Consider the following 22,177-nt stretch of genomic DNA (forward strand, 5'->3'; position numbering starts at 1 on the left):
CGGCGGCCTCGTATGCTGGCCGGCGCATGGAAGACGCGTCCGACGCCGCCCGCGCGCTCACGTTCGTGGGGGAGATCCATGGGTACCTCGACGTGCGGGAGTTCCGGAGCGGGCTGCTCGATGCGCTGGCTCGGCTCGTGCCCTCCGAGTGGGCGTCGCTGAACGAGATGGGGCGGGCGTCGGACGAGGTGGTGTTCGTCACCTCGCCCGAACCCGCGGACGAGTACCGCGAGGCCTTCACGCGCCTCGCCGGCCAGAACCCGCTCGTCGAGCGCTTCCTGCGCACGCTGGACGGGCGGTCGTATCGCTTCTCCGACGTGGTGTCGCGCGATGAGCTCCACGCGCTCGACCTGTACCGCGAGGTCTACGCGCATATCGACGTCGAGCACCAGATCGCCTTCGTCGTGGAGACGGCCTCCGAGACCTTCCTCGCGGTGGCGCTGAGCCGGCGCGACCCGGACTACACCGACGCCGAGCGCGCGCTGCTGGACCGCGTCCGCCCGGCGATCATCCAGGCGCATCGCCATGCGGTCGCGCACATGCGCCTGCGGTACGCGCTGACGCGCGAGCAGTCCCAGGCGACGATCGCCACCGCGCTCCGGGACGCGGGGCTGACCGTGCGCGAGGCCGAGATCGTGAGCCTGCTCGCCGTCGGCCACTCGAACGCCTCGCTGGCGACCGCGCTCGGGATCAGCGTTCGAACGGTGAACAAGCATCTGCAGACCGCCTACCGCAAGCTCGCCGTGGGCGGGAGGTCATCGGCGGCCGCGGCGGCTTGGGACCTGGTCCCGCACCTGGATCCCGGGGCTCTCACGACTTCTTGACGTACACGGCGACGGCCTGGAAGCCGTAGATCCCGAGCGTCTTGCCCGCGAAGACGCTGAGGTCCTGGTCGTCGGATCCCAGGAGCTTCGGCGTGCGGACCTTGATGGCCTCCTTGCCCTTGGCGGCGGTCGAGCCGCTGTACGGGTCCGACGTGTAGGACACCCACGCGAGCAGCTCGCCGCCCTTGGTGTCGGGGCCCGCCAGCGCCGCGTACGCCTCGACCCCGCAGATCCGGTACCCCTTCTTCGCCTTCCAGCTGAAGGTCGGGAAGCCGCCGGTGTTCACGGTGAACGTGACGCGCCGGTGGGTGCTGGGCGTGGTCGTCGGCGCCCCGCTCGTCAGGGAGGTCGGGAACCACTGCTCGTCCGAGAGGCGGCACCCGTGGAACCGGGAGGTCGACGACTGGCCGCCGAAGTAGTGGCCGGCGCCGTCGGCCGGCCCGAGGCGCTGGTCGGTCTCCGGATCGGAGCGGGGCTTGGCGGCGGCGAGCGCCGGCGAGGCGCTGAGGCACACGACGGTCGCAACGGTCAGGACGCGGACGAATGGGCGCATCGGACGAACCTACTCCAGGCCTGCCAGATGTCTACGCGTTTTCCGGCACCGGCCCCGTTGATCCGGCGGCGAGGACCTGGCACGGTGGCGGCCATGCCCGACACGACGCGACGCACGGCGCCGACCCTGATCACCGCGCCGGCCGCGCTGCTCCTGGCGGCGACGCTCGCGTGGGCGTCCGGGCCCCCGCGGGCACACGCCGCCGCGAGGGCGCCGCTCAGCTGGGGCGCGCGCCTGCCCGTGGACACCGCCGACGGGCTGCGGTCCGTCGCGTGCCCGACCACGACCCTGTGCGTCGCCGGGGCGAACGCCGACACGGCCGACGGTGCCGTGCGGATCGCCACGACGTCGACCCCCGGCGTCGCCGGCGGTTGGACGACCACCACCGTCCCGGTCCCCGCGCCGAGCGGCGGCCTGGTCAGCACGTCATGCCCCACGGCCGACCTCTGCGTGGCGGTGGACGGCTACGGCCACGTCCTCTCGTCGACGAACCCGACCGGCGGGGCGGCGGCCTGGCGGGTGGACACCCTCACGACCGACGGGACGCACCCGCGCCGGTTCACGAGCGTGTCGTGCCCGACCGTGACGCGGTGCGTCGCCATCGACGGCAGCAATGCCGTCCTCACCACCGCGACGCCGGCCTCCGGGAACTGGTCCGCCTCCGGCACGGGCGTCACGTGGGGCCGCGTCTCATGCACGGCCACCCTGTGCGCGGCCACCAACGGCCCGAACGTCTTCACGACCACGACCCCTGCGGGCGGAGCCTCGGCCTGGAGCAAGGCGACGATCGTCCCGTCGGGCTCCGGCGGCATCGCGCAGGGCGCGCTGAGCGGCGTGGCGTGCATCCCCACCCTCTGCGTGACCGCGGACGCCGGCAGCGCCACCACCGACAGCGGCACCTGGAGCTCGACGCATCCGCTCGACGGCGCGTCGAGCTGGACCAAGGCGTCCAACCCCACGATGGACGGGCTGACCTGCGTCCAGGGCTCCGTCAGCGACCTGTGCGCCGGATGGTCGAGCTACGGCGCGTACGTCACGGCCACCACCAATCCGGCCGGATCGAGCGGCGACTGGGTCAGCACCGAGAACGTCGCCGACCCGGCGACCTCCGACCACGTCGCGGACGTCAGCTGCCCGGCGGTCGGCCTGTGCGTCGCGGTCACCACCCGAGGCGCCGCGGTCGTGGGGACGAGCGGCGACAGCGGAGGCGGGGACTCCCCGACCGGCCCGACCACGGAGCCGCCCGCCACCACGCCGACGACGCCGACGACGCCGAGCACGACCGTCGGCGGCTCGCCCGGCCCGGCGACGCTGCCCGCGTCCGGATACCCCGGCGCCGGCCTCGTCGGGAACGACGTGTACGCGGTGACGGGCAACGCCGTGTCGTTCGCGCTGAACAGCGCCAACGACGTCACGGGCAGCATCGCCGCCGCCACCGTGTCGAGCTACGCGACGACCGCGAGCCGCGCCGCGACCGCGCGCGCCAAGCGCAAGCCGGTGCGCGTCGGCTCGGCCCGCTTCACCCTGAAGGCCCACGTGACGAAGCGCGTCCGGCTCGTCATGAGCAAGCCGGCGCGCAGGCTGCTCGCCGCCAAGCGCAGCCTGCGGGTCCGGGTCACGATCACCGCCCGCACGAGCGCCGGCGTCACGAAGGTGCGCGCCGAGGTGGTGACGCTGAAGCTGAAGCGGCGGCGGTGACGGAGCCGACGCGACCGGAGACCACCGGCAGCCTCGGCGTCGTGGCCGTCGCCGACCGCCGTCACAGGTGGGCGCGGAAGACCGAGATGGCCGAGTGGGCCGGGTTGCCGTCGTCGCGTTCGAGCGAGACGTCGATCAAGGCATAGGCGCTGAGGTCCACCACGATGGCCATGCGGACGTCGACGCGCCCGGACGGGCTGACGCGGAAGGTGCCCATCGACACCATGCGGCCGCGGTCGTCGGCGAGCCAGGCCTCGTAGTGGTCGTGGGGTCCGCTGGGGCGCAGGCCCGTCCCGAGCAGCTCGGCGTGGGTGCGGGTCCCGTCGAGCTTGAGCTCCGCCTGGCCCTTGATGCCGGGCAGGGGATGCAGGGCGAGCGTCGTGGCGAGCGGCGCCGGCGCGCCGTCGCGATCGTGCAGGGCCACCCAGCCCGCGAAGCAGGCCGCCAGGAGCGCGGCCGCGGACGAGGCCGCCAGGACCAGGCGGCGCGCCCGTGCGGTCCGCCGCGGCGGCGCGGCGGGGGCCGCGGCGGGGCGGACCTCGGCGAGGGGCCGCAGCGGCGGAGCCGGGGCGAGGGCCCACTGGCGCTCGTCGAGGCGACCGAGCGCGCTGCCGGTCGCGCGCAGGCGCTCGACCTCGCCGCGGAAGCGCGCGTCGTCCGCGAGCAGGCGCGCGGCGAGGTCCGCCTCGCTCGCGTCGACGAGGCCGAGCGCCACGGCGGCGGGGGAGACGGGCCAGGAGCGGCCGGTCATTGGAGGCCCTCCTCGTCGAGCAGGTCGCGCAGCCGCTCGAGCCCGCGGACCATCCGGCTCTTGACGGTGCCGAGCGGGAGGTCGGTGCGCGCGGCGATCTCGGTCTGCGACAGCTCGGCGTAGAAGCGCAGCTGCAACAGCTCGCGCTCCTCCGCGGGCAGGCGCGCGAGGTGGTGGGCCATCCGCCAGCGGTCGATCGCCGCGTCCTGCGGTGCCGCGACGGAAGGCTCGGGCGCGGTCGCGAGGTCGACCGGCTCGGGGTGGCGGCGGCGCAGCTCGTCGATCGCGCGCGACCGGGCGATCGTGAGCACCCACGCCATGAGCGATCCGCGCCGCTCGTCGTAGGCGGCGCCGCGCTGCCAGACCTCCGTGAACACGTGCTGGAAGACGTCCTCGGCCGCGGCGTGGTCGCGCAGCACGTGGCACAGGTAGGAGAAGACCGTCGCGCCGCAGCGGTCGCGCACCGCTTCGAGCGCGCCCGGGTCCCCGGCCCGCAGACCGTTGGCGATGCGGCCGTCGGCGGCGCGCGCGAGCGAGCGGGCGCCGCCGGCCGACGCCGCCGCTTGTGCGGCGCCGCGACTCACGCTCCGGCCGGCGAAGGCAGACAACTCACAGGCTGGATACGGGCGCGCGGCGCGATCGGTTCCCGCACGCGTCGCGCCACGGCGGGCTCGGCGCGCAGACGCTCAACCGCCCGCGCCCCGCCACACGTACCTCGCCACGCCTGTCATCCACGTCCTGGAGGCTCTCGATGAAGTCCCGGTTCCTGACCACGCTCGCCCTTGCCGGCGCCGTGGCCGTCCCCGTAGCCACGTCCGCGGCCGGCGCGAGCGCCGCGACCGCTCCGGCGGCGCACCCTGCCGCCACGAAGACGATCGTGGGCGTCGCCGCGAGCGACCCGCGGTTCTCGACGCTCGTCAAGCTCGTCAAGTCCGCCGGCCTGACCGCCACGTTGTCGAAGGGCTCCTACACCGTCTTCGCGCCGACCAACGCGGCGTTCGCCAAGGTGCCGAAGAAGACGCTGACCGCGCTGGGCAAGGACAAGGCCAAGCTGCGGGCCGTGCTCCTCTACCACGTGGTCAAGGGCAGGCTCCCGGCCTCCAAGCTCGACAAGCTCACGTCGGTCAAGACGCTCAACGGCGCGTCGATCAAGATCACCGTGAAGTCCGGCAAGGTGTACTTGAACGGCACCACGCGCGTGACGAAGGCCAACATCAAGGCCAGCAACGGCGTCATCCACGCCATCGACAAGGTCCTGCTGCCGCCCGCCTGAGCGGGCGGCGCCGGCGGGCCTACCGCACCTTCACCGCGATCGTCGTGTGGCGGGTGGCCATCGCTGGTGCGACGCCGCCCTTGGCCGACGAGCCGACCACGAGCGTCACCGTGACGTGGTAGGCGCCCTTCGGCGCGGTGACCTTGAAGGCTTGGTGGATCCCGCCCCGGGCGGCCACCTGGGCGGCGGTCAGCTCGACGGTGCCCTTCTTGACGACCTTGCTCTTCAGGCTCTTGCCCTTGCGGGCCTGCCAGACGAGCGTGCCGCTCGAGGGGACACCCGTCGCCGGCAGCTTGACCGTCGCCGTCGCCGTCACCCGCGCGCCGGAGGCCTTGGCCTTCAACGACCTCACCGACGCCAGCGCCTTCGCGCCGCGGCTGCGCAGCGTGACGCGGCGCGTCTTGCCGCCCTTGCCCTTCAGCGTGACGGCGACCGTGCCGGCGGCGGTGAACGACGCGGGACGGACCGTCGCCGTCTCGCCGCCGCGCAGGCGCAGCGCCGGCAGCGTGACCGACCCGGCGCCCGACGCGCCGGCCTGGCCGAGCGTCAGCGCGACCGTGCCGCCGGCGGCGCCGGCGCTGACCGTCAGCGCCGACGCGCCGCGGAAGCCGATCGCGTCGTCGCCGGCGCCGGCGAACGTCGCGGTCGCCGTGCGGTCGGTGGCGCCGCCGGTGGCGGCGGCGGTGATGACCATGCCCTTGCGCGCGCCGTCGACGCCGATGACCTCACCGGCCTTGTCGAGCGTGAGCGCCTTGCCGGTCCCGTCGATCTGGAACGCGGCGTGCTTGCCCAGCAGCGCGACGGTGCCGCCCGAGCCGCTCAGCGGCGTGTCGACCGCCGTGCCGGTGGGGATGAGCGTCGTGACCGAGCCGGGGGCGCCGCCCTCCTCGGCGGGCAGGGTCTCGGCGCCGGCGATCGGCTTGCCCGACGCGTCGGTCGGATCGCCGAGCACCGTGTGCGCCGAGCTGCTCAGCGCCACGAGCATGTCGTCGAGGCCGGTCGGCGTCGTGACGACGTCCGGGATCGCCGTGATGTCGTAGGCCCCGATGCGGCCCATGCCCTCGTGGTACTTGAGCTCGTCGAAGTCCCAGCGACCGTTGTTGTGGACGTGGATCACCGAGTGGCCCAGCCGATCGTCGTGCGTGGCCGTGCCGGCGTACTCGTCGGTCATCTCGGGGTCGTTGGGGTTGTAGACCTGGATGTCGTAGCCGTCGCCGGTCGGCGTCAGCCCGTAGGCCACGACCGCATGGCCCGAGTCCTTGTCGCGGATCGACATCATCGCCGGATGGCCCTGGGCGAGCATGGCGGCGATCCGCCGGTTCAGCGACGCCGGGTCGTCCTTGCCGAACGTGGCCTTGCGCATCTTGAGGACCTCGCTGGAGGACTGCACGATCATCATGAGGCGCACGTAGTAGCGCAGGCCGCCCGACGGGCCGCCCGGGCCGTCGAGCAGCCAGGGCGTCGGCGCCCCGGCCGGTGGGAAGCCCGACAGCGCCCGGCGTCCGCTCCACAGCCGGTAGGCCCCGAGCGACAGCCCGTAGCAGTTGCCGTTCTCGCCGTAGTCGGAGATGCCCGCGAGGTAGATCGCGACGTCCGGGCGCGGGACGGGCGTCCGCACGCCGCAGCTCACGAAGCCGAAGGTGAGCGCCTTGCACGGGTTGACGCGGACGTAGACCTGGTTGCTGCCGTACAGCGCGGCGAGGTCCTCCCACGCCGGGCCCGCCGACTTGAAGTTGGCGAACGAGAAGCCGAACGTGTCGCGGAACGTGATGACGTTCATCGCCGGGCCGGTGCGGTCGCCGTCCGGGCTGGTCAGGCGCGGCACGCCCGAGGTCGCCGTGAACGGCACGCGGACGTACCCGACGGTGTGGTCGCCGCTGACGCCGGTCACGGGCGCGCCGACCGAGTCGCCGCCGCCGAAGAACACGGTCTGGCCGGCGCAGAGCTCCGTGCCCGAGAGGCGCACGAGCGAGCCGAGGCGGCCCATGCGGGGCGCGTCGACCACGCCGGCGGGCGTGCCCGAGTCGCCGATCGTCGCGCCGCCGATCGTCGTCGTGATCCGGCGGAAGCGACCGGTCAGCGTCTGGCTGACGGAGCCGCTGCCGGCCGTGACCCGCAGCGTGCCGTCGATCGCGCCCGTGGCGCTGTCGCCCTTGGTGAGGGCGATCGACGTGGGCGCGGCCGAGGACCCGGGCGTGTAGGTGTCGCTCGCGAAGGCGGCCTTGACGGTCGGCGTGCTGCTGGAGACGCTCAGGTGGATCGGGCTGGTGAAGCCCGGCTCGACGTCCACCCGCATGGGGAACGAGGACGGCGCGCAGGTCCCGACGTCCGGGACCGTGTTGAGGAGGACGAGGTGGAACGGCTCGGTGACCAGGAAGCCGAAGGTCGCCGTCTGCGGCGAGGACCCGGCCGTGGAGGTCGGCGTCGCGGTGACCGTCGCGGTGTAGTTGTTGCCCAACGCCGCCGTCGCGGACGCGGTCAGGTGGAGGGTTGCGGTCGTGACGAAGTCCGAGCCGGTGACGGGGTTGGGCGAGAACGTGCCGGCCACGCCGGAGGGCAGCCCGGAGACCGCGAGGTTGACGGCGCCGGTGGAGCCGTTCTGGCGCAGGACGCGCACCGTGACGTCGATCGATCCGCCGCGGATCAGGTGGCCGTTGCCGGTCAGGCCCGTGATGCCGACCGAGATGCTCGGCGGGTCGGGCGTCACCGGCGGGGGCGGGTTGTCGAAGGTGAAGTTGTCGATGCGCGGGTGCACGCTCGCCGCGATGCTGTCGCGGTAGATCGAGAAGTAGCTGATGTCGTTCTGGCCGCGCAGGATCGTCAGCGCCTGGTAGCCGGAGGTGATCGGGACCGACGCGCTCCCGACCTGCTGGCGGCCGGCGTTGAAGGCCTTCAGCTGGAACGACTCCTGGCTGTCGCCGTTGTAGTCCTGGTGGACGAGCATCGAGACCTTGCCGCGCGGCGTGTTGAACGCGCCGAAGGACCCGTAGATCGGGAACTCGCTCGTGCCCCCGCAGTACTGGAGGGCCGCCTCGTTGTTGTAGGCGTAGACCGGGCCGCCCCCGCAGCTGCTGTTGATGTTCGCGAAGCCGAAGCTCGTCGGCGCGCCGAACACCACGCCTTGGCTGGAGTACTGATCGGTGATCGTCGTGTTCTGGGCGAGCCCGTTGAACGTGATCGTCGTGTCGGCGGCGTTCGCGGCGGCGGGCGCCGCGAGGACGGCGACGAGCACGAGCGCGAACCGCATGAGGCGCGAGGGGGACCGGACCGTGGAGAGAGCACGCATCGCGCCGATCCCATCAGAGATCGGGCGGACGTCCGGGTGATAACCGTGACCTATGGCGGTCAGAGCTTGCTCGGGCGCCGGTACGCCGACGCCGGCCGCCGCCGCTGACCCGCGCTCAGGTCGGGAACGGCGTCCGCAGCGGCACGCCCGCGCGCTCGCAGGCGCGTTCGAGCAGCGTGTGCATGCGCCCGGCCTCGCGCGCGGTCTCGTGCGTGCGCCCGAGGCCGTCGTGCTTGTCCACCAGGTTGATCGCCTCGTCGGGGTCGGTCCGCAGGTCGTAGAGCTCGTACTCGGGCGCGACGCGTCCCGAGGGGTCGACGTAGACCGCGTACTTCCAGCGGGCGTCGCGGACGCAGCGGATGCGGTTCGGCTGGCCGGGAGCGTCCTGCAGCGCGGTCCCGGCCTGGTGGTCGTCGTAGGTGAAGAGGACCGCGTCGCGGAGCGACTCGGCCTCGCCGCGCAGCACCGGCCCGAGGTCGACGCCGTCGAAGGACGTGGGATCGCCCGGCTGACCGGTCAGCCCCAGCATCGTCGGGACGAGGTCGACCAGCGACACCAGCGCGTCGCTGGCGCGCGGCGCCGGGAACATCCCGGGGTGCGAGACGACCAGCGGGACGTGGATCGCCTCCTCGTAGGCGTTGAACATCTTCTGCCGCAGCCCGCCGTGGGCGAGGCCGAGCTCGCCGTGGTCCGACGTGCGCACCACGACGGTGCGCGAGCGCAGCGACGCCGGATCGCCCGGGTCGCCGAGCAGCGACACCAGCCGGCCGATCTTGCGGTCGACCACGCGGTGCAGGTGCGCGTAGAAGTTCGCGTAGGCCTGCTCGGCCTCGCGCCCGCCCAGGTTCCCCAGGTAGGACGCCTGCCCGACCTTGGTCATCGCCTGCACGGTCGGCTTCGTGCGCAGGTCCTCGTCGATCGTCGCCGGCAGCGGAACTCGCAGGTCGGCGAACTCCTCCAGCGTGTACCCGCCGGTCGCGAACGACGACGGGTACCCGAGCACGTCGTGCGGGTTGACCAGGCACCACACGAGGCAGAACGGCTCCGGCAGGTCGGCGCGCCCGAGCCACTCCTCCATCTGCCGCGTGTAGTCCTCGTCCCAGCCCTCGCCGCTGGCCCCGGCGCGGCCGCCGCCGAAGTTGGTGGCCTTGACGTCGCCGCCCGCGCCGGTCGGCTCCCAGTCGGAGAAGCCGTGGTCGCGCTCGAGCTTGGCGGCGTCCGCCGCGGTCCACGCGTGGCCGTCGATCGGCTTGGTGACGTGCCACTTGCCCTTCAGCGCCACGTGGTAGCCGCGCTCGCGCAGGAGCGTCCCCAGCGTCGGGATCGCCGGCGACAGCTGCGGCTCGTTGCCCGCCTTGGGCCCCATCCGCAGCAGCCCGCGCGTGAACTGGCGCGCCAGGTGCCCGCGCGGGACCTCGCCGCTGAGCGCCAGCCGTCCGGCCGTCCGCAGCACCGACGGGACGTTCCTGGGGTCGGGGAACAGGTCGCCGTGGGTCATCGTCAGCGTCACGCCGTGGTTGGCGGGGAAGCGACCGGTGAAGATGCTCGCGCGGCTGGGCGAGCACATCGCCGACGCGATGAACGCGCGCGAGAACGTCATGCCGGTGCGGCGCAGCTCGGCGTCGTTGGGCATCAGCGCGTCGAGCCACTCCTGGCTCTCGGGCCAGTGCCGCGGTGCGCGCTGCTGGTCGGTGACGATCAGGATCAGGTTCGGGGGGCGTTCAGGCATGATCATCGCTCAGGGTCGGGATGACGGTGGACAACAGCATGCGACCGGTCGTCAGCAGCAACGCCTCGGTCTCCTCACGGGTCTGCTCGCCGAGCAGCCACGCGCGCGTCGCGGCGATCGTGAAGTCCGAGAAGCAGCGCAGCGCGAAGCGGGCCCGCGGGGTGTCGCGCACGAGGTCGCGGTTGGCGTTCAACGTGATCTCGACGGCGCGCTCGCGCGCGGCCAGCACCAGCGCGGCGATGTCGGCGTCGGCCGGGTCGATCGGCTGGCCGACGAGCGCCATCCACGTCTCGCGGTGCTCGGCGATCACGTCGAGGTGCGCGGCCACGTTGTGCGCCGTGCGCTCCTCGAACGACAGCTCGGGCCCGGCCGTCCGGGCCTGCTCCAGCGCCAGGGCGCCCTCGGCCGCGACCGCCAGGAACACGCCGCGGATACCCCCGAAGTAGTGGTGGACCAGCGACCGCGCGACGCCGGCCTCCGCGGCGATCTCGGTGGTCGAGACCGACCGGTAGGGCCGCATCGAGAACAGGCGCCGCGCCGCGTCGACGATCTCCTGGCGGCGGTCGTCGGGCGCCAGACGGCGGCCGGGCTCGGGCTTGGGGGCGGGCATCCGGGTCGACACCATACGCGTTGTTGACGCCGGTTCCAACAACTGTTGTAATCACCGCCAACAGGCGCTGGGTCGGTCGCCTGCTCTGTGAGGAGATGCCGTTGTCCCGCTCGTTCGCGCCGCTGGGAGTCGCCGTCGCCGCCCTGCTCGCGGTGGCGCCCGCCACGCGCGCCGCGGTCGCGATCTCACCCCTCGACGGCACGCCGGACGCCAACCCGGCGACCCAGATCAGCCTGCTCGGCGTGGCGCCGTCGCGGATCCTCTCGGTGCGCGCCGTGGGCGCGCGGACCGGCCCGCACGCGGGCCGGTTGAAGGCCTACTCGGGTGGGCGCGGGGCGTCGTTCGTCCCCGCCGCGCCGTTCGCGGCGGGCGAGCGCGTGGTCGTGACCGCGCGGCTGCGCGGCGCGGCGCGTGCCCTCCGGACCGCGTTCACCACCGCCCGGCTCGCGCCGATCCCGCCGATCCTCAACCTCCCGAGCACGCAGCCCGACAAGTTGGAGCACTTCGCCACGCGCCCGGATCTCCTGGCGCCGAGGATCACCGTCAACCGCGACGACTCGGGCTCGGACGCGGCGACGCTGATGACCCCGCTGCCCTCGCCGGTCATCCATCCCGGCAGCACGAACACCGTCTCGATCGCGCCGGTCGGCCCCGGCGGGCCGATGATCTCCGACGCGCACGGCAGGCTGGTGTGGTTCCGGCCGCTGGCGGCGCCCGACGTCGCGGCCAACCTCGCCGTCCAGCGCTACCGCGGCAAGCGCGTGCTGACGTGGTGGCAGGGCCCGGTGACCGTCCAGGCCTTCGGGCTCGGCGAGGCCGTGATCGCCGACACGTCCTACCGGACCGTCGCCACCGTCCACGCGGGCAACGGCTACCGGATGGACCTCCACGAGCTGGCGCTCACCGCCGACGGCGACGCGCTGGCCACCGTGTACTCGCCGGTCCTCGTGGACGGCAAGCCGGTGCTCGACTCGATCATCCAGCGGATCGACGTCCGCACGGGGCTGGTCGTGTGGGAGTGGCACGCGCTCGGCCACATCCCGCTGAGCGAGTCCTACGCCTCGCCCGCGGTCTCGGCCGCCAACGACGTCTACCACATCAACTCGGTCCAGCCGATCGACGGCGGCCGGCGGCTGCTGGTCTCGGCCCGCGACGCGTCGGCGATCTACTCGGTCGACGCGCGCAGCGGGCGGATCGCGTGGCGGCTCGGCGGCCGCCGGAGCACGTTCCGCATGGGCCCGGGCACGCGCTTCTGGCTGCAGCACGACGCGCGGATGCTGCCGGGCGATCGCGTCAGCCTGTTCGACGACGAGGCCGGGCCGCCGCGCAAGGGCGCCTCGCGCGGGCTGGTGCTGCAACTCGACATGAGGCGGAAGACCGCGAAGGTGGTGCGGTCGGTCACGCGGCCCGAGGACACCAGCGCGCAGAGCGAGGGCAGCGTGCAGGAGCTCGGCAACGGGAACCTGTTCGTCGGCTTCGGCGCCGCGGGGCCGTTCTCGGAGTTCACGCCGAGCGGGCGGCGCGTCTTCGACGCCCAGCTGCCCGACGGCGACGGCAGCTACCGGACGATCCGCGCCGCGTGGAGCGCGCGGCCGACGACGCGGCCCGACGCGGTCGCGCGGCGCGATCCCGCGACGGGCGCCGTGCGCGTCGCGGTGTCCTGGAACGGCGCGACGGCGGTGGCCCGCTGGCAGGTCCTGACGGACGGCGGGACCACGCCGGCGGCCACCGCCGCGCGCGCCGGGTTCGAGACCACGCTGACGGTCCCCGACGCGACCAGCGTGGTGGTGCGGGCGCTCGACGCGCGGGGCCGGACGCTCGGGTCGTCGCGGCCGACCGCGGTGGACGCCGCGTGAGCCGCCTGACCCGCCGCGTGCTGCCGCGCGCGGTCGTCGCCGCGTCCCGGATCGAGGCGCCGGCCCGCGGGGCGGCGCGGCTCCGGCGCGCGCTGGGCCGCCGCGGGCGGGTCGAGCTGTACTTCGCCTTCGACGACCCGTGCAGCGCGGTCGCGGTCATCGACCTCGCCGAGCGGCTCGCGCGCTTCGACGTCACGCTGGCCCCGCGGCCGGTCGTCGCGCGCGGGATCGCGGGCGACCCGGCGGCCGGGCAGAAGCGCGAGCACGCGATCGTCGACGCGAACCGCCTCGCCGCGCGCTCCGGCCGGGCGCTGGCGCGCGACGCGCCGGTCGCGCCCGAGGAGGTCGCGTTCCTGGCGCGCTGGGTGGCGACCGCCGAGGCGCCGTCGCGCGCGCTGACCGCCTTCTGCGTGGCCGCCGCGACCAGGTTGTGGATGATGCCCGCCGAGACCGACGCCGTGGAGCCCGAGGGCTACGCGGCGCTGTGGCGCGCGGCGTTCGGCGGCGCCGACCCGCCGCCGCTCGGTGAGGTCGATCCGGTGCGGCGCAACGAGCGCCGCATGGCGCGGCGCAAGATGTATGACACGCCCGCGGCCTACAGCCACGGCCGCTGGTGGTTCGCGCACGACCGGCCCGCGCAGATCGCCGCGTGGCTGGACACGCTGGGGTGGGCGCGGTGAGCGACCGCCGGGTGGAGTTCTTCTTCTCGTTCCGCAGCCCGTACTCGTACCTGGCGGCGCCGCGCGCGTTCGCGCTGGCCGACCGCCACGACGTCGAGGTCGTCTACCGCGGCGTCGTCCCGATGGTCATGCGCGGCCAGTCGGTGCCGCGGTCCAAGTCCTTGCACACGCTGCGCGACGTCGCGCGCGAGGCCGATCGCCTGGGGATGCCGTTCGGGCGGATCCACGATCCGGTCGGCGAGGGCGCGCTGCGCTGCCTGGCGGTGGGCGAGCACGCCGTCGACGTCGGCCGCGAGCGCGCGTTCGTCGAGGAGGCGAGCCGCGCGATCTGGGGCGAGGCCGTCGAGGTCGCGCGCGACCGCGGGCTGCGGACGGTCTGCGAGCGCGCGGGGCTGGAGTGGGGCGCGTGCCGTGCCGCGCTGTCCGACCCCGCGCTGCGGGCGCGCGTCGAGGCGAACACCGACGCGCTGGCCGCGCTCGGCCAATGGGGCGTTCCGGTGTTCACCTATCGCGGCGAGCGGTTCTGGGGCCAGGACCGGATCGAGGACCTCGAGGTGGTGCTGCGGGCCGGGTAGGCCGCGGCGGTCGCCCGTGGCCCGGCGATGCCGTCGTGGCATCGGTGTCAGAGCGATCTCGTCTTGGACAGCGCGGGTGCGGTCGGCGATGGTCCTCGCATGGGTGGATCGATGGACGGGGCCGAGCCACGGGTGCTGTGGACGCCGTCGGCGGAGCGTGTCGCGGACGCGACGATCACGCGGTTCGCGGGTTGGGTCGAGCGGACGCGTGGCGTGCGGGTCACCGAGTCCTACGACCAGCTGTGGTCGTGGTCGGTGCAGGACGTCGCCGGCTTCTGGAGCGCGATCTGGGAGTTCTTCGCGGTGCGGGCCGACGGCGACCACGCGCGCGCCCTGGAGGAGGCCGCGATGCCCGGCGCCCGCTGGTTCCCCGACGCGCGGCTCAACTACGCCGAGCACGTCTTCCGCGATCGCGACCGCGCGGCGCCCGCGATCCGGTTCAGCTCGGAGCGCGCCGGGCTGCAGGCGTGGACGTGGGGCCACCTGGAGGACGAGACGGCGCGCGTCGCGGCCGGGCTGCGGCGCCTCGGCGTCCGCCGCGGCGACCGGGTCGCGGCCTACCTGCCCAACGCGCCGGAGACCGTGGCGGCGTTCCTGGCCACCGCGTCGATCGGCGCGATCTGGTCCTCGGCCGCGCCGGAGTTCGGCGCGCGCTCGGTCGCCGACCGCTTCGCGCAGATCGAGCCGAAGGTGCTGCTGGCCGTCGACGGCTACCGCTACGGCGGCAAGGACTTCGACCGGCGCGACACCGCGGTCGCGCTACGCGAGGAGATCGCCTCGCTGGACCACGTCGTGATGCTCTCCCACCTCGGCCTCCAGGCCCCGGACGGGGCGATCGCGTGGGAGGCGCTGGGCGCCGAGGACGACGACGAGGCGCCGCGCTTCGCTCGCGTCCCCTTCGACCATCCGTTGTGGGTGGTCTACTCCTCCGGCACGACCGGGCTGCCGAAGGCGATCGTCCACGGCCACGGCGGCGTGCTGCTGGAGCAGCTCAAGGTGATGAACCTGCACCTGGACGCCCGGGCGGGCGACCGCGTGTTCTGGTTCACGACGACCGGCTGGATGATGTGGAACTTCCTGGTCGGCGTGCTGTTGACCGAGGCCTCGATCGTGCTCTACGACGGCAACCCGGGGACGCCGACGCTCGACCGCCTCTGGGACCTGGCCGCCGAGGCCGGCGTGACGACGTTCGGGACGAGCGCGAGCTTCATCGCGTCGTGCATGAAGGCCGGCGTCGAGCCCCAGGGCGGCGGGCGCGACCTGCGCGCGCTGCGCGCGGTGGGCTCGACCGGCTCGCCGCTGGCGCCCGAGGGCTTCCAGTGGGTCTACGACCACGTCGGCGCCGACACGTGGCTGTTCTCGACCAGCGGCGGGACCGACGTCGTCAGCGCGTTCGTCGGCGGCGTCCCGACGCTCCCGGTCCACGAGGGCGAGCTGCAGGCCCGCGCGCTGGGCGCCGACCTGCACGCCTTCGACCCGGCCGGCCGGCCGGTGGTCGGCGAGGTCGGCGAGCTGGTGCTGACCCAGCCGCTGCCGTCGATGCCCGTGAGCCTCTGGGGCGACGACGAGGACCAGACGCGCCTGCGCGAGTCCTACTTCGACGTCTACCCCGGCGTCTGGCGCCACGGGGACTGGATCGAGATCACCGAGCGCGGCACGGCGGTCATCCACGGCCGCAGCGACTCCACCATCAACCGCGGCGGGATCCGCATGGGCACCAGCGAGATCTACCGCGCGGTCCTCGCCGAGGAGGACGTGGTCGACGCGCTGGTCGTCGACGTGCCCAAGGCGGGCACCGACGGCTGGATGGCGTTGTTCGTGGTGTTGCGCGACGGCGAGGAGCTGACCGACGACCTCGTCGCCCGGATCAGGACGCGGATCCGCACCGACTGCTCGCCGCGCCACACGCCCGATCAGATCACGCGGGTCGCCGAGGTCCCGCGCACGCTCAGCGGCAAGGTCCTCGAGGTGCCGGTCAAGCGGATCCTCGCGGGCGAGCCCGCGGAGCGGGTCGCCGCACGGGAGTCGCTCGCGAACCCGCAGGCGCTCGACGCCTTCGTCGCCATGGCCAAGGCGCTCTGAATCTGCTGGAATCCATGCCGAGACGGTATGGAGATCCGACAGCTGCGCTACCTCGTGGCGCTCGCCGACGAGCGGCACTTCACCCGCGCCGCGCGGCGTGCCAACGTCGCGCAGCCCGCGCTCTCACGGCAGATCCAGGCCTTGGAGGCCGAGCTCGGCGTGGGGCTGGTCAACCGCACGACGCGCCACGTCTCGCTGACCGACGCCGGCGAGCGGATGGTCGAGCGCGCGCGTCGGATCCTCGGGGAGGTCGACGCGGCCCGGGCCGACGCCCAGAACGAGCGCCGGCTGCTGGAGGGACGCGTGCGCTTCGGCGTCAGCTCGACGCCGGGGCCGGTCGACGTCGCGGCGGTCGTCGCCGCGTTCCACGACGCCCACCCCGCCGTGGAGCTCGACGTCAGCGACGCGCTGAGCGTCGAGGTCGCGCGCCGGCTGCGGGACGGCGAGCTCGACCTCGGGCTGGTGACCGGCCTCGACGAGGACCACCGCCGCGGGCTCCAGCTGACGCTGGTCACCGAGGAGCGGCTCGTCCTCTGCGTCGGCGCGTCGCACGCGCTCGCGTCGCGCAAGCGCGTGCGGCTGCGCGACCTCCGCGCCGAGCGCTTCGCCGTCTTCCACCCCGGCGCGACGATCCGCGCGGCGGTCGAGCGCGCGGCCGCCGCGGCGGGCTTCGAGCCCCAGGTCGCGTTCACGTTCAGCGATCCCGTCCGGATGCGCGCGCTCGTGGCCCGCGGCCTGGCCGTCGCGATCCTTCCGCGCTCGCAGGCGGGCGCGGAGGCCGAGGGCATCGTCACCCTCGACCTCCCCGATCGCGGTCTCGTCCACCGGATCCACCTCGCCCGCCCCCGCGACCACGAGCCCTCGCCCGCCGGCCGGGCGCTGGAGGCGATCGCGCGCGAGCGGCTGGGCCTCAGCGCGCCGTGAAGTCGATGTGGAGCTGCTTGAGGCCGCGCATGAAGTAGTTGCGGATCACCGCGAAGTCGTTCTTGTCCGGGGTGAACGTGATGTCCTTCATCCGCTGGGTGACGGTCTGGAACGCGATGTTCAGCTCCTGCCGGGCCAGCGGGGCGCCCACGCAGTGGTGCTTGCCGGTGGTGAACGTCAGGTGCGTCCGCGGGTTCTTGCGGTCCAGGTCGATGTCGTCCGGGTTGTCGTAGCGGCGGTCGTCGCGGTTGGCGGCGCCGGGGCGCAGCAGGAGCGTCGAGCCGGCCGGGATGTGGACGCCGTGCAGCTCCATGTCCTTGACCGTCGTCCGCGAGGTGCCCTGGGCCGGGGTCTCCAGGCGCAGGACCTCCTCGATGAACGGCCCGACGTACTTCTCGGGGTCGCTGTAGACCTTCTCCTGGACCTCGGGGTTGCCGGCCAGCAGCCACATGCCCGCGTTCAGCGCGTGCGTCGTCGTCTCGGCGCCGCCCACGAACACGTCGATCATCAGCTCGCTCATGATCTCGTTCTCGTTGAGCTTGCGGCCCCAGGCCGGGACCTCGGTGTTGACCAGGTGGCTGAGCCAGCTGTCGTCCGGGGTCTCGCGCACCTTCTGGATCAGGCCGTAGAAGTACTTCTGGGCCTGGATCTCCTGGCGGACGGACTCGATCCGCTCCTCGGGCGTCTGCATCATGCCCAGGCGGTCGATCCACGCGACGGTCCAGTCCTTGACCATCGGGATGTCCTCGCGCGGGACGCCGATGATCGGGCCCATGACGTAGCCCGGGAAGTAGCTGGAGAACTCCTCGGTCCAGTCGCAGGTGCCCTTGGCGATGAACCCGTCGATGCGCTCGTTGGCGACGTCGGCGACGTGCGGCTTCCACCGCTCGATGCGCGCGGGCTTGAGGAAGTCGTCGAAGAGCTTGCGCAGGCCCGTGTGCCGCTCGCCGTCGTAGCCGAGAAGGCTGACGGTGGGGACCCAGCCGTCCTCCTCGTACAGCTTCTGGATCTCGATCTCCAGCTCCAGCATGGCCTTGATCTCGGGCGTCGGGTCGGGGATCGACCTGAGCATCTCGATCGGGCTGGTCGCGCCGGCGCCGTTGGGGAAGTTCTCGGGGTCGAGGACGATCTTGCGGACGTCCTCGTAGCGCGTGACCTGGAAGGTGCTGGTGATCGGGTCCTTCCAGACCGGGGCCTCGTCGCGCAGCTCGCGGTAGGCGTGGAAGGGGCACTGGATGGTCTCGGCCGACGCGAAGTCGATCTCGGGGACAGCTTGCGACACAGCAGTTCTCCTGGTTGCCGTGGGGGTTGAGCGTGTCGAGTCTACGTTCGGTGGCCCGGCAGGTCAACGACGGCGTTGATATCGTCGCGCCTTGACAGCAACATCAATGTTGACGGGAGGGCTCATGGCAGCCAGCGACGCGTCGACCGCGATCCCCGCGGCGGGGACCGGTCTCAACCACATGGGTCTCGCGGTCGCGGACCTCGACCGGGCCCACGACTTCTACGTGAACGTCGTCGGCATGCGCGAGGAGGGGCTGAGCGAGATCGCGAGCGAGTCCTTCGACCGGCTGATGGGCGACCAGGGCCTGAGGATCCGGTTCTGGTACCTGAGCCTCGACGGCTTCCGCCTCCAGCTCGTGCGGTACCTCGACGGGGCGGGGGAGGGCCTGACGCTGCGCCACAACAGGGGCGGGTGTCCGCACCTGTGCTTCGCGGTCGCCGACGCGCGGGCCAAGCACGACGAGATCGCGCGGCGCGGCGACGTGAAGATCCTCTCCGAGGTCGTGACCTCGCGCTACGGCGACATGGTCGCCCACAGCTTCTATGTCGAGGACCCGGACGGCATGCCGATCGAGTTCGGCCAGGTCGAGCCCGCGGCGCGGTCATGACGCGGACCTCGCGCGTATCAACAGACTTGTTGACAACCCTCGGACGGCAGACTAGGGTGAATTCAGTACCGCTGATGAATGTGAACGGAGACGCATAGGACATGGACTTCGGGCTGCTCTACGAACTCGGGGTGCCCCGGCCCTGGGAACCTCGGTCGGAATACGACGCGTACTGGAACGCCCTGAAGCAGGCCGTCGAGGCCGATCGCGTCGGGTTCTCCCACGTCTGGGCGGTGGAGCACCACTTCCTGAGCGAGTTCTCGCACTCGTCCGCCCCCGAGGTCTGGCTCTCGGCGGTCGCTCAGCGGACCGAGCGCATCCGGATCGGTCACGGCGTCGTGCAGATCCCCGCCGGCTTCAACAACCCGATCCGCACGGCCGAGCGCGTGGCCGCCCTGGACATCCTGTCCAACGGGCGCGTCGAGTTCGGCACGGGTCGCTCGATCGTGGGCAAGGAGCTCGACGGCTTCAACATCGCGCTCGAGGACAGCCGTCCGATGTGGCGCGAGGCGATGGAGCTGATCCCGAAGATCTGGACCACCGACGGCCCGATCGCCTTCGACGGGAAGTACACCCAGATCAACGGCTTCGAGGTCCACCCCAAGCCGCTGCAGCAGCCGCATCCGCCGATCTGGTCGGCGGGCACGAGCCCGTCGAGCTTCACGCTCGCCGGCGAGCTCGGCGCGGGCATGCTGGCGTTCGGCACCGGCCTGGGCACCGACATCGTCGGCCGCCGGATCCAGGAGTACCAGGAGGCGTTCGCCCGGGCGACGCCGGTGGGCGAGCCCAACAACAACGTCGGGCTCTTCATGATGACCTTCTGCGCCGAGACCGACGAGGAGGCGTGCCGCATCGCCGAGAAGCCGTTCGCGGCCTACCTCGACCGCACGATGGAGCACTTCCTGCAGTGGGGCCGCGGCGGCGACCTGCCGCCCGGGTACGAGTGGTACGCCGAGGCCTCCCAGAAGGCCGACAAGCTCGCCGCGCGCATGAAGTTCGACTACCTGTTCGAGAACGGGATGATCCTCGTCGGCACGCCCGACCGGATCGTGGAGACGATCAAGCGCTACCGCGACGTCGGCGTCACCCAGATCATCACCGGCACCCAGTTCGCCGGCATCGAGCACGAGCAGGCGATGGGCTCGATCCGCCTCTTCGGCGAGGCCGTGATCCCCCAGCTGGCGGGCGCGGACGTGGTCGCCTCCACGACCTGAGCGCGCTGCCGCCCCGCGACGGTCGCGGCGTCACCCAGGAACGACGAAGGCCCGCCGAGCAGGCGGGCCTTCGTCACGTCCGGGGGAGGGGGCCGCTCAGGACGCCGCGGCGGCGGCGTAGTCCTTGTCCCACTCCTCGGCGAACGTCGGCAGGTGGCAGAGCAGGCCGCCGTCGACGGTGATGGTCTGGCCCGTGATGTAGCTGCCGGCGTCCGAGGCCAGGAACGCCGCCAGCTCGGCGATGTCCCGCGCCCGGCCGATGCGCGTGTGCGTCGTGTGGCGCACGAGCGCGTCGATGAGCTCCGGCGGGACGACGGCCTCGGCCGCCGGGGTGAGGATCACGCCGGGCGAGATCGCCACCGAGCGGATGCCGCGCTTGCCGTACTGCGTGGCGATGTTGCGGTTGAGCCCGATGATCCCGGACTTCGCCGTGCCGTACATCGCGCGCGGCAGCTCGGACACCTCGCCGCCGGCCGACGTGGTGTGCAGGATGCATCCGCCGCCGCGCTCGAGCATGTGCGGGATCGCGTACTTGGCGCCGAGCGCGTAGGAGACGAGGTCGATGCGCAGGACGCGCTCGAAGAGCTCGGCGTCGATGTCCTCGATCAGGTTGTCGCGCCCGCCCGGCCCGTTGATCTCCGGCGCCATCAGCGCGGCGTTGTTGTAGAGGATGTCGATGCCGCCGTAGGTCGCGACGGTCTGGTCGACGAGGTTCTTGATCTGCGCGTCCTCGCCGACGTCGGTCGTGACCGCCAGCGCGCGGCCGCCGGCCTCCTCGATGCTCGCCACCGCCTCCGCGGCAGCGGTCTCGTTGATGTCGCCGATCACGACCGCGGCCCCGCGCGACGCCATGAGCTGGGCCGTCGCCAGCCCGATTCCCGAGGCTCCGCCGGTGATCGCGGCCACCTTGCCCGTCAGATCCAGCCCGCTGTAGCTCATCCTGCTCCCTTCGCTGAGGTTGACGTCAACAGTCTAGTTGACGAGCGGACCGCGTGGTGAAAGACTGGCGCCAGCCATCGTCACCCCGACTTGAAGACCGAACGGCGAGGAGAACACAGGTGAAGCTCGGAATGTTCATGATGCCCGGCCACCCGCCGGAGCGCGCCCTGTACGACGCGATCCAGCAGGATCTCGAGGAGATCGAGTGGTTGGACGAGCTGGGCTTCGTCGAAGCCTGGATCGGAGAGCATCAGACCAACCCCTGGGAGCCGATCGCGGCCAACGACCTGGTCGTCGCGCAGGCGCTCGCGCGGACCAAGGACATCAAGGTCTGCACCGGCGGCTACATCCCGCTCTTCCACGCGCCGGGCCCGCTGGCGCTGCGGATCGCCCAGCTCGACCACATGGCCCAGGGGCGCTTCATCTGCGGCCTGGCGGCCAGCAGCCTGCCGATGGACCAGGCCCTCGTCAACGTCGACGCTGCCTCGGGCGACAACCGCAAGATCATGCAGGAAGCGCTCGAGATCATGATCAAGATGTGGACCGAGCACGTCGGCGAGGACGGCGAGGCCAACGTCTGGACCTACGAGGGCCAGTTCCACACCGTCAAGAACGTCGAGAACCACTTCCCGTACCGCGCCTGGCTGAAGCCCTACCAGGACCCGCACCCGCCGATCGCCGTCGCGAGCATCTCGCCGTCGAGCGCGTCGCTGCGCTGGGCGGGGGAGAAGGGCTTCATCCCGCAGAGCATGATGTTCAACGCCGAGACGCTGAAGGGCACATGGCAGGCCTACGCCGACGGCGCCGAGAGCGCCGGCCGCACGCCCGACCGCGCGCTCTGGCGCGTCAGCCGCGACACGTTCGTCGCCGACACCGACGAGGAGGCCAAGGCCTACGTCAAGAACAGCATGATGGGGCGCTTCTGGGAGGAGATCATCATCAAGACGATGGTCGGCATGGGCGCCGCGCCGTTCCTCAAGCACGACCCGTCGGTCCCGGACGAGGCCATCGACCTGGACTACCTGATCGACAACCTGTTCCTGGTCGGCTCTCCCGAGACGGTGACCGAGAAGGTCAACCAGCTCCAGGAGGACACCGGCGGCTTCGGCACGCTGCTGCCGGTCAAGTACGACTGGGGCACGATCGAGGACCCGCGCGCGCACGCCGCGGCGTACCGCCGCAACCTCGAGCTGCTGGCGACCGAGGTCGCCCCCAACGTCCGCGACGTGATCGCGGCGCCGGCCGCCTCCTAGGCGCGTCTCCTCCTCACGTCGGCGCGCCGCCGTCAGGC

The 22,177-nt window shown here is 72.7% G+C and carries 19 protein-coding genes; 11 read left to right on the forward strand and 8 right to left on the reverse strand.

Features of this window, described 5'->3' with window-relative positions; all coding sequences use genetic code 11:
- Window positions 1-26: 26 nt before the first annotated feature.
- Entirely contained in the window at window positions 27-824 is a 798-nt protein-coding gene (locus tag VFG42_RS20270; protein ID WP_324910610.1) for a helix-turn-helix transcriptional regulator, read from the forward strand.
- Here VFG42_RS20270 and VFG42_RS20275 read toward each other — a convergent pair.
- On the reverse strand, window positions 811-1,377 hold the full coding sequence (locus VFG42_RS20275) for a hypothetical protein (RefSeq protein WP_324910611.1): 567 nt from the start codon (window positions 1,375-1,377) through the stop codon (window positions 811-813). The two genes, VFG42_RS20270 and VFG42_RS20275, sit on opposite strands and share 14 nt — an antisense overlap.
- Window positions 1,378-1,470: 93 nt before the next feature.
- Between VFG42_RS20275 and VFG42_RS20280 the strand changes: the two genes are divergently transcribed.
- Window positions 1,471-3,075 carry a hypothetical protein gene (locus VFG42_RS20280; protein WP_324910612.1) on the forward strand — a complete coding sequence of 535 codons (1,605 nt, stop codon included), beginning with the start codon at window positions 1,471-1,473 and terminating at the stop codon, window positions 3,073-3,075.
- A gap of 61 nt (window positions 3,076-3,136) precedes the next feature.
- Here the strand turns inward: VFG42_RS20280 and VFG42_RS20285 are convergent, their stop codons facing one another.
- Both VFG42_RS20285 and VFG42_RS20290 read right to left on the reverse strand, forming a co-directional pair.
- Window positions 3,137-3,826 carry an anti-sigma factor gene (locus VFG42_RS20285; RefSeq protein WP_324910613.1) on the reverse strand — a complete coding sequence of 230 codons (690 nt, stop codon included), beginning with the start codon at window positions 3,824-3,826 and terminating at the stop codon, window positions 3,137-3,139.
- Complete coding sequence (locus VFG42_RS20290) at window positions 3,823-4,410, reverse strand: sigma-70 family RNA polymerase sigma factor (protein ID WP_324910614.1); 588 nt, start codon at window positions 4,408-4,410, stop codon at window positions 3,823-3,825. Before VFG42_RS20290 ends, VFG42_RS20285 begins: the two co-directional genes overlap by 4 nt.
- 167 nt (window positions 4,411-4,577) lie before the next feature.
- Between VFG42_RS20290 and VFG42_RS20295 the strand changes: the two genes are divergently transcribed.
- Window positions 4,578-5,099, forward strand: coding sequence for a fasciclin domain-containing protein (locus VFG42_RS20295; protein WP_324910615.1), 522 nt, complete (start codon window positions 4,578-4,580; stop codon window positions 5,097-5,099).
- 19 nt (window positions 5,100-5,118) lie between these two features.
- Here the strand turns inward: VFG42_RS20295 and VFG42_RS20300 are convergent, their stop codons facing one another.
- From VFG42_RS20300 to VFG42_RS20310, 3 genes are all read right to left on the reverse strand, one after another.
- Window positions 5,119-8,346, reverse strand: a complete 3,228-nt coding sequence (locus tag VFG42_RS20300; RefSeq protein WP_324910616.1) for a hypothetical protein — start codon at window positions 8,344-8,346, stop codon at window positions 5,119-5,121.
- A gap of 154 nt (window positions 8,347-8,500) precedes the next feature.
- A complete protein-coding gene (locus tag VFG42_RS20305) occupies window positions 8,501-10,114 on the reverse strand; it encodes a sulfatase-like hydrolase/transferase (RefSeq protein WP_324910617.1) in 1,614 nt (537 codons plus the stop codon).
- A complete protein-coding gene (locus VFG42_RS20310; RefSeq protein ID WP_324910618.1) occupies window positions 10,107-10,724 on the reverse strand; it encodes a TetR/AcrR family transcriptional regulator in 618 nt (205 codons plus the stop codon). Before VFG42_RS20310 ends, VFG42_RS20305 begins: the two co-directional genes overlap by 8 nt.
- A 101-nt stretch (window positions 10,725-10,825) precedes the next feature.
- Here VFG42_RS20310 and VFG42_RS20315 point away from each other — a divergent pair, with 101 nt between their 5' ends.
- From VFG42_RS20315 to VFG42_RS20335, 5 genes are all read left to right on the forward strand, one after another.
- On the forward strand, window positions 10,826-12,580 hold the full coding sequence (locus VFG42_RS20315; protein ID WP_324910619.1) for an arylsulfotransferase family protein: 1,755 nt from the start codon (window positions 10,826-10,828) through the stop codon (window positions 12,578-12,580).
- Complete coding sequence (locus tag VFG42_RS20320; RefSeq protein WP_324910620.1) at window positions 12,577-13,260, forward strand: hypothetical protein; 684 nt, start codon at window positions 12,577-12,579, stop codon at window positions 13,258-13,260. The genes VFG42_RS20315 and VFG42_RS20320 overlap by 4 nt, the downstream gene beginning before the upstream one ends.
- Window positions 13,257-13,835, forward strand: coding sequence for a 2-hydroxychromene-2-carboxylate isomerase (locus VFG42_RS20325; protein WP_324910621.1), 579 nt, complete (start codon window positions 13,257-13,259; stop codon window positions 13,833-13,835). The genes VFG42_RS20320 and VFG42_RS20325 overlap by 4 nt, the downstream gene beginning before the upstream one ends.
- Before the next feature lie 111 nt (window positions 13,836-13,946).
- A complete protein-coding gene (locus VFG42_RS20330; protein WP_324910622.1) occupies window positions 13,947-15,917 on the forward strand; it encodes an acetoacetate--CoA ligase in 1,971 nt (656 codons plus the stop codon).
- A gap of 27 nt (window positions 15,918-15,944) precedes the next feature.
- Window positions 15,945-16,841, forward strand: a complete 897-nt coding sequence (locus VFG42_RS20335; protein WP_324910623.1) for a LysR family transcriptional regulator — start codon at window positions 15,945-15,947, stop codon at window positions 16,839-16,841.
- Here VFG42_RS20335 and VFG42_RS20340 read toward each other — a convergent pair.
- Window positions 16,828-18,123, reverse strand: coding sequence for a cytochrome P450 (locus VFG42_RS20340; protein ID WP_324910624.1), 1,296 nt, complete (start codon window positions 18,121-18,123; stop codon window positions 16,828-16,830). The two genes, VFG42_RS20335 and VFG42_RS20340, sit on opposite strands and share 14 nt — an antisense overlap.
- Before the next feature lie 124 nt (window positions 18,124-18,247).
- On the opposite strand from VFG42_RS20340, the gene VFG42_RS20345 reads away from it, so the two are divergent.
- Window positions 18,248-18,733 (forward strand): VOC family protein, encoded by a 486-nt coding sequence (locus VFG42_RS20345; protein ID WP_324910625.1) that lies wholly within the window; start codon window positions 18,248-18,250, stop codon window positions 18,731-18,733.
- Between the two features lie 101 nt (window positions 18,734-18,834).
- Complete coding sequence (locus VFG42_RS20350; protein ID WP_324910626.1) at window positions 18,835-19,947, forward strand: LLM class flavin-dependent oxidoreductase; 1,113 nt, start codon at window positions 18,835-18,837, stop codon at window positions 19,945-19,947.
- 96 nt (window positions 19,948-20,043) lie between these two features.
- On the opposite strand, the gene VFG42_RS20355 is transcribed toward VFG42_RS20350, so the two are convergent.
- On the reverse strand, window positions 20,044-20,886 hold the full coding sequence (locus VFG42_RS20355; RefSeq protein WP_324910627.1) for an SDR family NAD(P)-dependent oxidoreductase: 843 nt from the start codon (window positions 20,884-20,886) through the stop codon (window positions 20,044-20,046).
- A gap of 119 nt (window positions 20,887-21,005) precedes the next feature.
- Between VFG42_RS20355 and VFG42_RS20360 the strand changes: the two genes are divergently transcribed.
- The gene (locus tag VFG42_RS20360) at window positions 21,006-22,139 is read left to right on the forward strand and encodes an LLM class flavin-dependent oxidoreductase (protein WP_324910628.1); all 1,134 of its coding nucleotides are present in this window, start codon (window positions 21,006-21,008) and stop codon (window positions 22,137-22,139) included.
- The last annotated feature ends 38 nt before the right edge of the window (window positions 22,140-22,177 follow it).

This window comes from Baekduia sp. (assembly GCF_035685985.1).
GTDB lineage: Bacteria > Actinomycetota > Thermoleophilia > Solirubrobacterales > Solirubrobacteraceae > Baekduia.

What these genes read in the sequence shown, in the direction of transcription:
- VFG42_RS20270 (WP_324910610.1), top strand. Translation starts at nt 27, where the DNA reads ATGGAAGACGCGTCCGACGCCGCCCGCGCGCTCACGTTCGTGGGGGAG.
- VFG42_RS20275 (WP_324910611.1), bottom strand. Translation starts at nt 1,377, where the DNA reads ATGCGCCCATTCGTCCGCGTCCTGACCGTTGCGACCGTCGTGTGCCTC.
- VFG42_RS20280 (WP_324910612.1), top strand. Translation starts at nt 1,471, where the DNA reads ATGCCCGACACGACGCGACGCACGGCGCCGACCCTGATCACCGCGCCG.
- VFG42_RS20285 (WP_324910613.1), bottom strand. Translation starts at nt 3,826, where the DNA reads ATGACCGGCCGCTCCTGGCCCGTCTCCCCCGCCGCCGTGGCGCTCGGC.
- VFG42_RS20295 (WP_324910615.1), top strand. Translation starts at nt 4,578, where the DNA reads ATGAAGTCCCGGTTCCTGACCACGCTCGCCCTTGCCGGCGCCGTGGCC.
- VFG42_RS20300 (WP_324910616.1), bottom strand. Translation starts at nt 8,346, where the DNA reads ATGCGGTTCGCGCTCGTGCTCGTCGCCGTCCTCGCGGCGCCCGCCGCC.
- VFG42_RS20305 (WP_324910617.1), bottom strand. Translation starts at nt 10,114, where the DNA reads ATGCCTGAACGCCCCCCGAACCTGATCCTGATCGTCACCGACCAGCAG.
- VFG42_RS20310 (WP_324910618.1), bottom strand. Translation starts at nt 10,724, where the DNA reads ATGCCCGCCCCCAAGCCCGAGCCCGGCCGCCGTCTGGCGCCCGACGAC.
- VFG42_RS20330 (WP_324910622.1), top strand. Translation starts at nt 13,947, where the DNA reads ATGGACGGGGCCGAGCCACGGGTGCTGTGGACGCCGTCGGCGGAGCGT.
- VFG42_RS20335 (WP_324910623.1), top strand. Translation starts at nt 15,945, where the DNA reads ATGGAGATCCGACAGCTGCGCTACCTCGTGGCGCTCGCCGACGAGCGG.
- VFG42_RS20345 (WP_324910625.1), top strand. Translation starts at nt 18,248, where the DNA reads ATGGCAGCCAGCGACGCGTCGACCGCGATCCCCGCGGCGGGGACCGGT.
- VFG42_RS20350 (WP_324910626.1), top strand. Translation starts at nt 18,835, where the DNA reads ATGGACTTCGGGCTGCTCTACGAACTCGGGGTGCCCCGGCCCTGGGAA.
- VFG42_RS20355 (WP_324910627.1), bottom strand. Translation starts at nt 20,886, where the DNA reads ATGAGCTACAGCGGGCTGGATCTGACGGGCAAGGTGGCCGCGATCACC.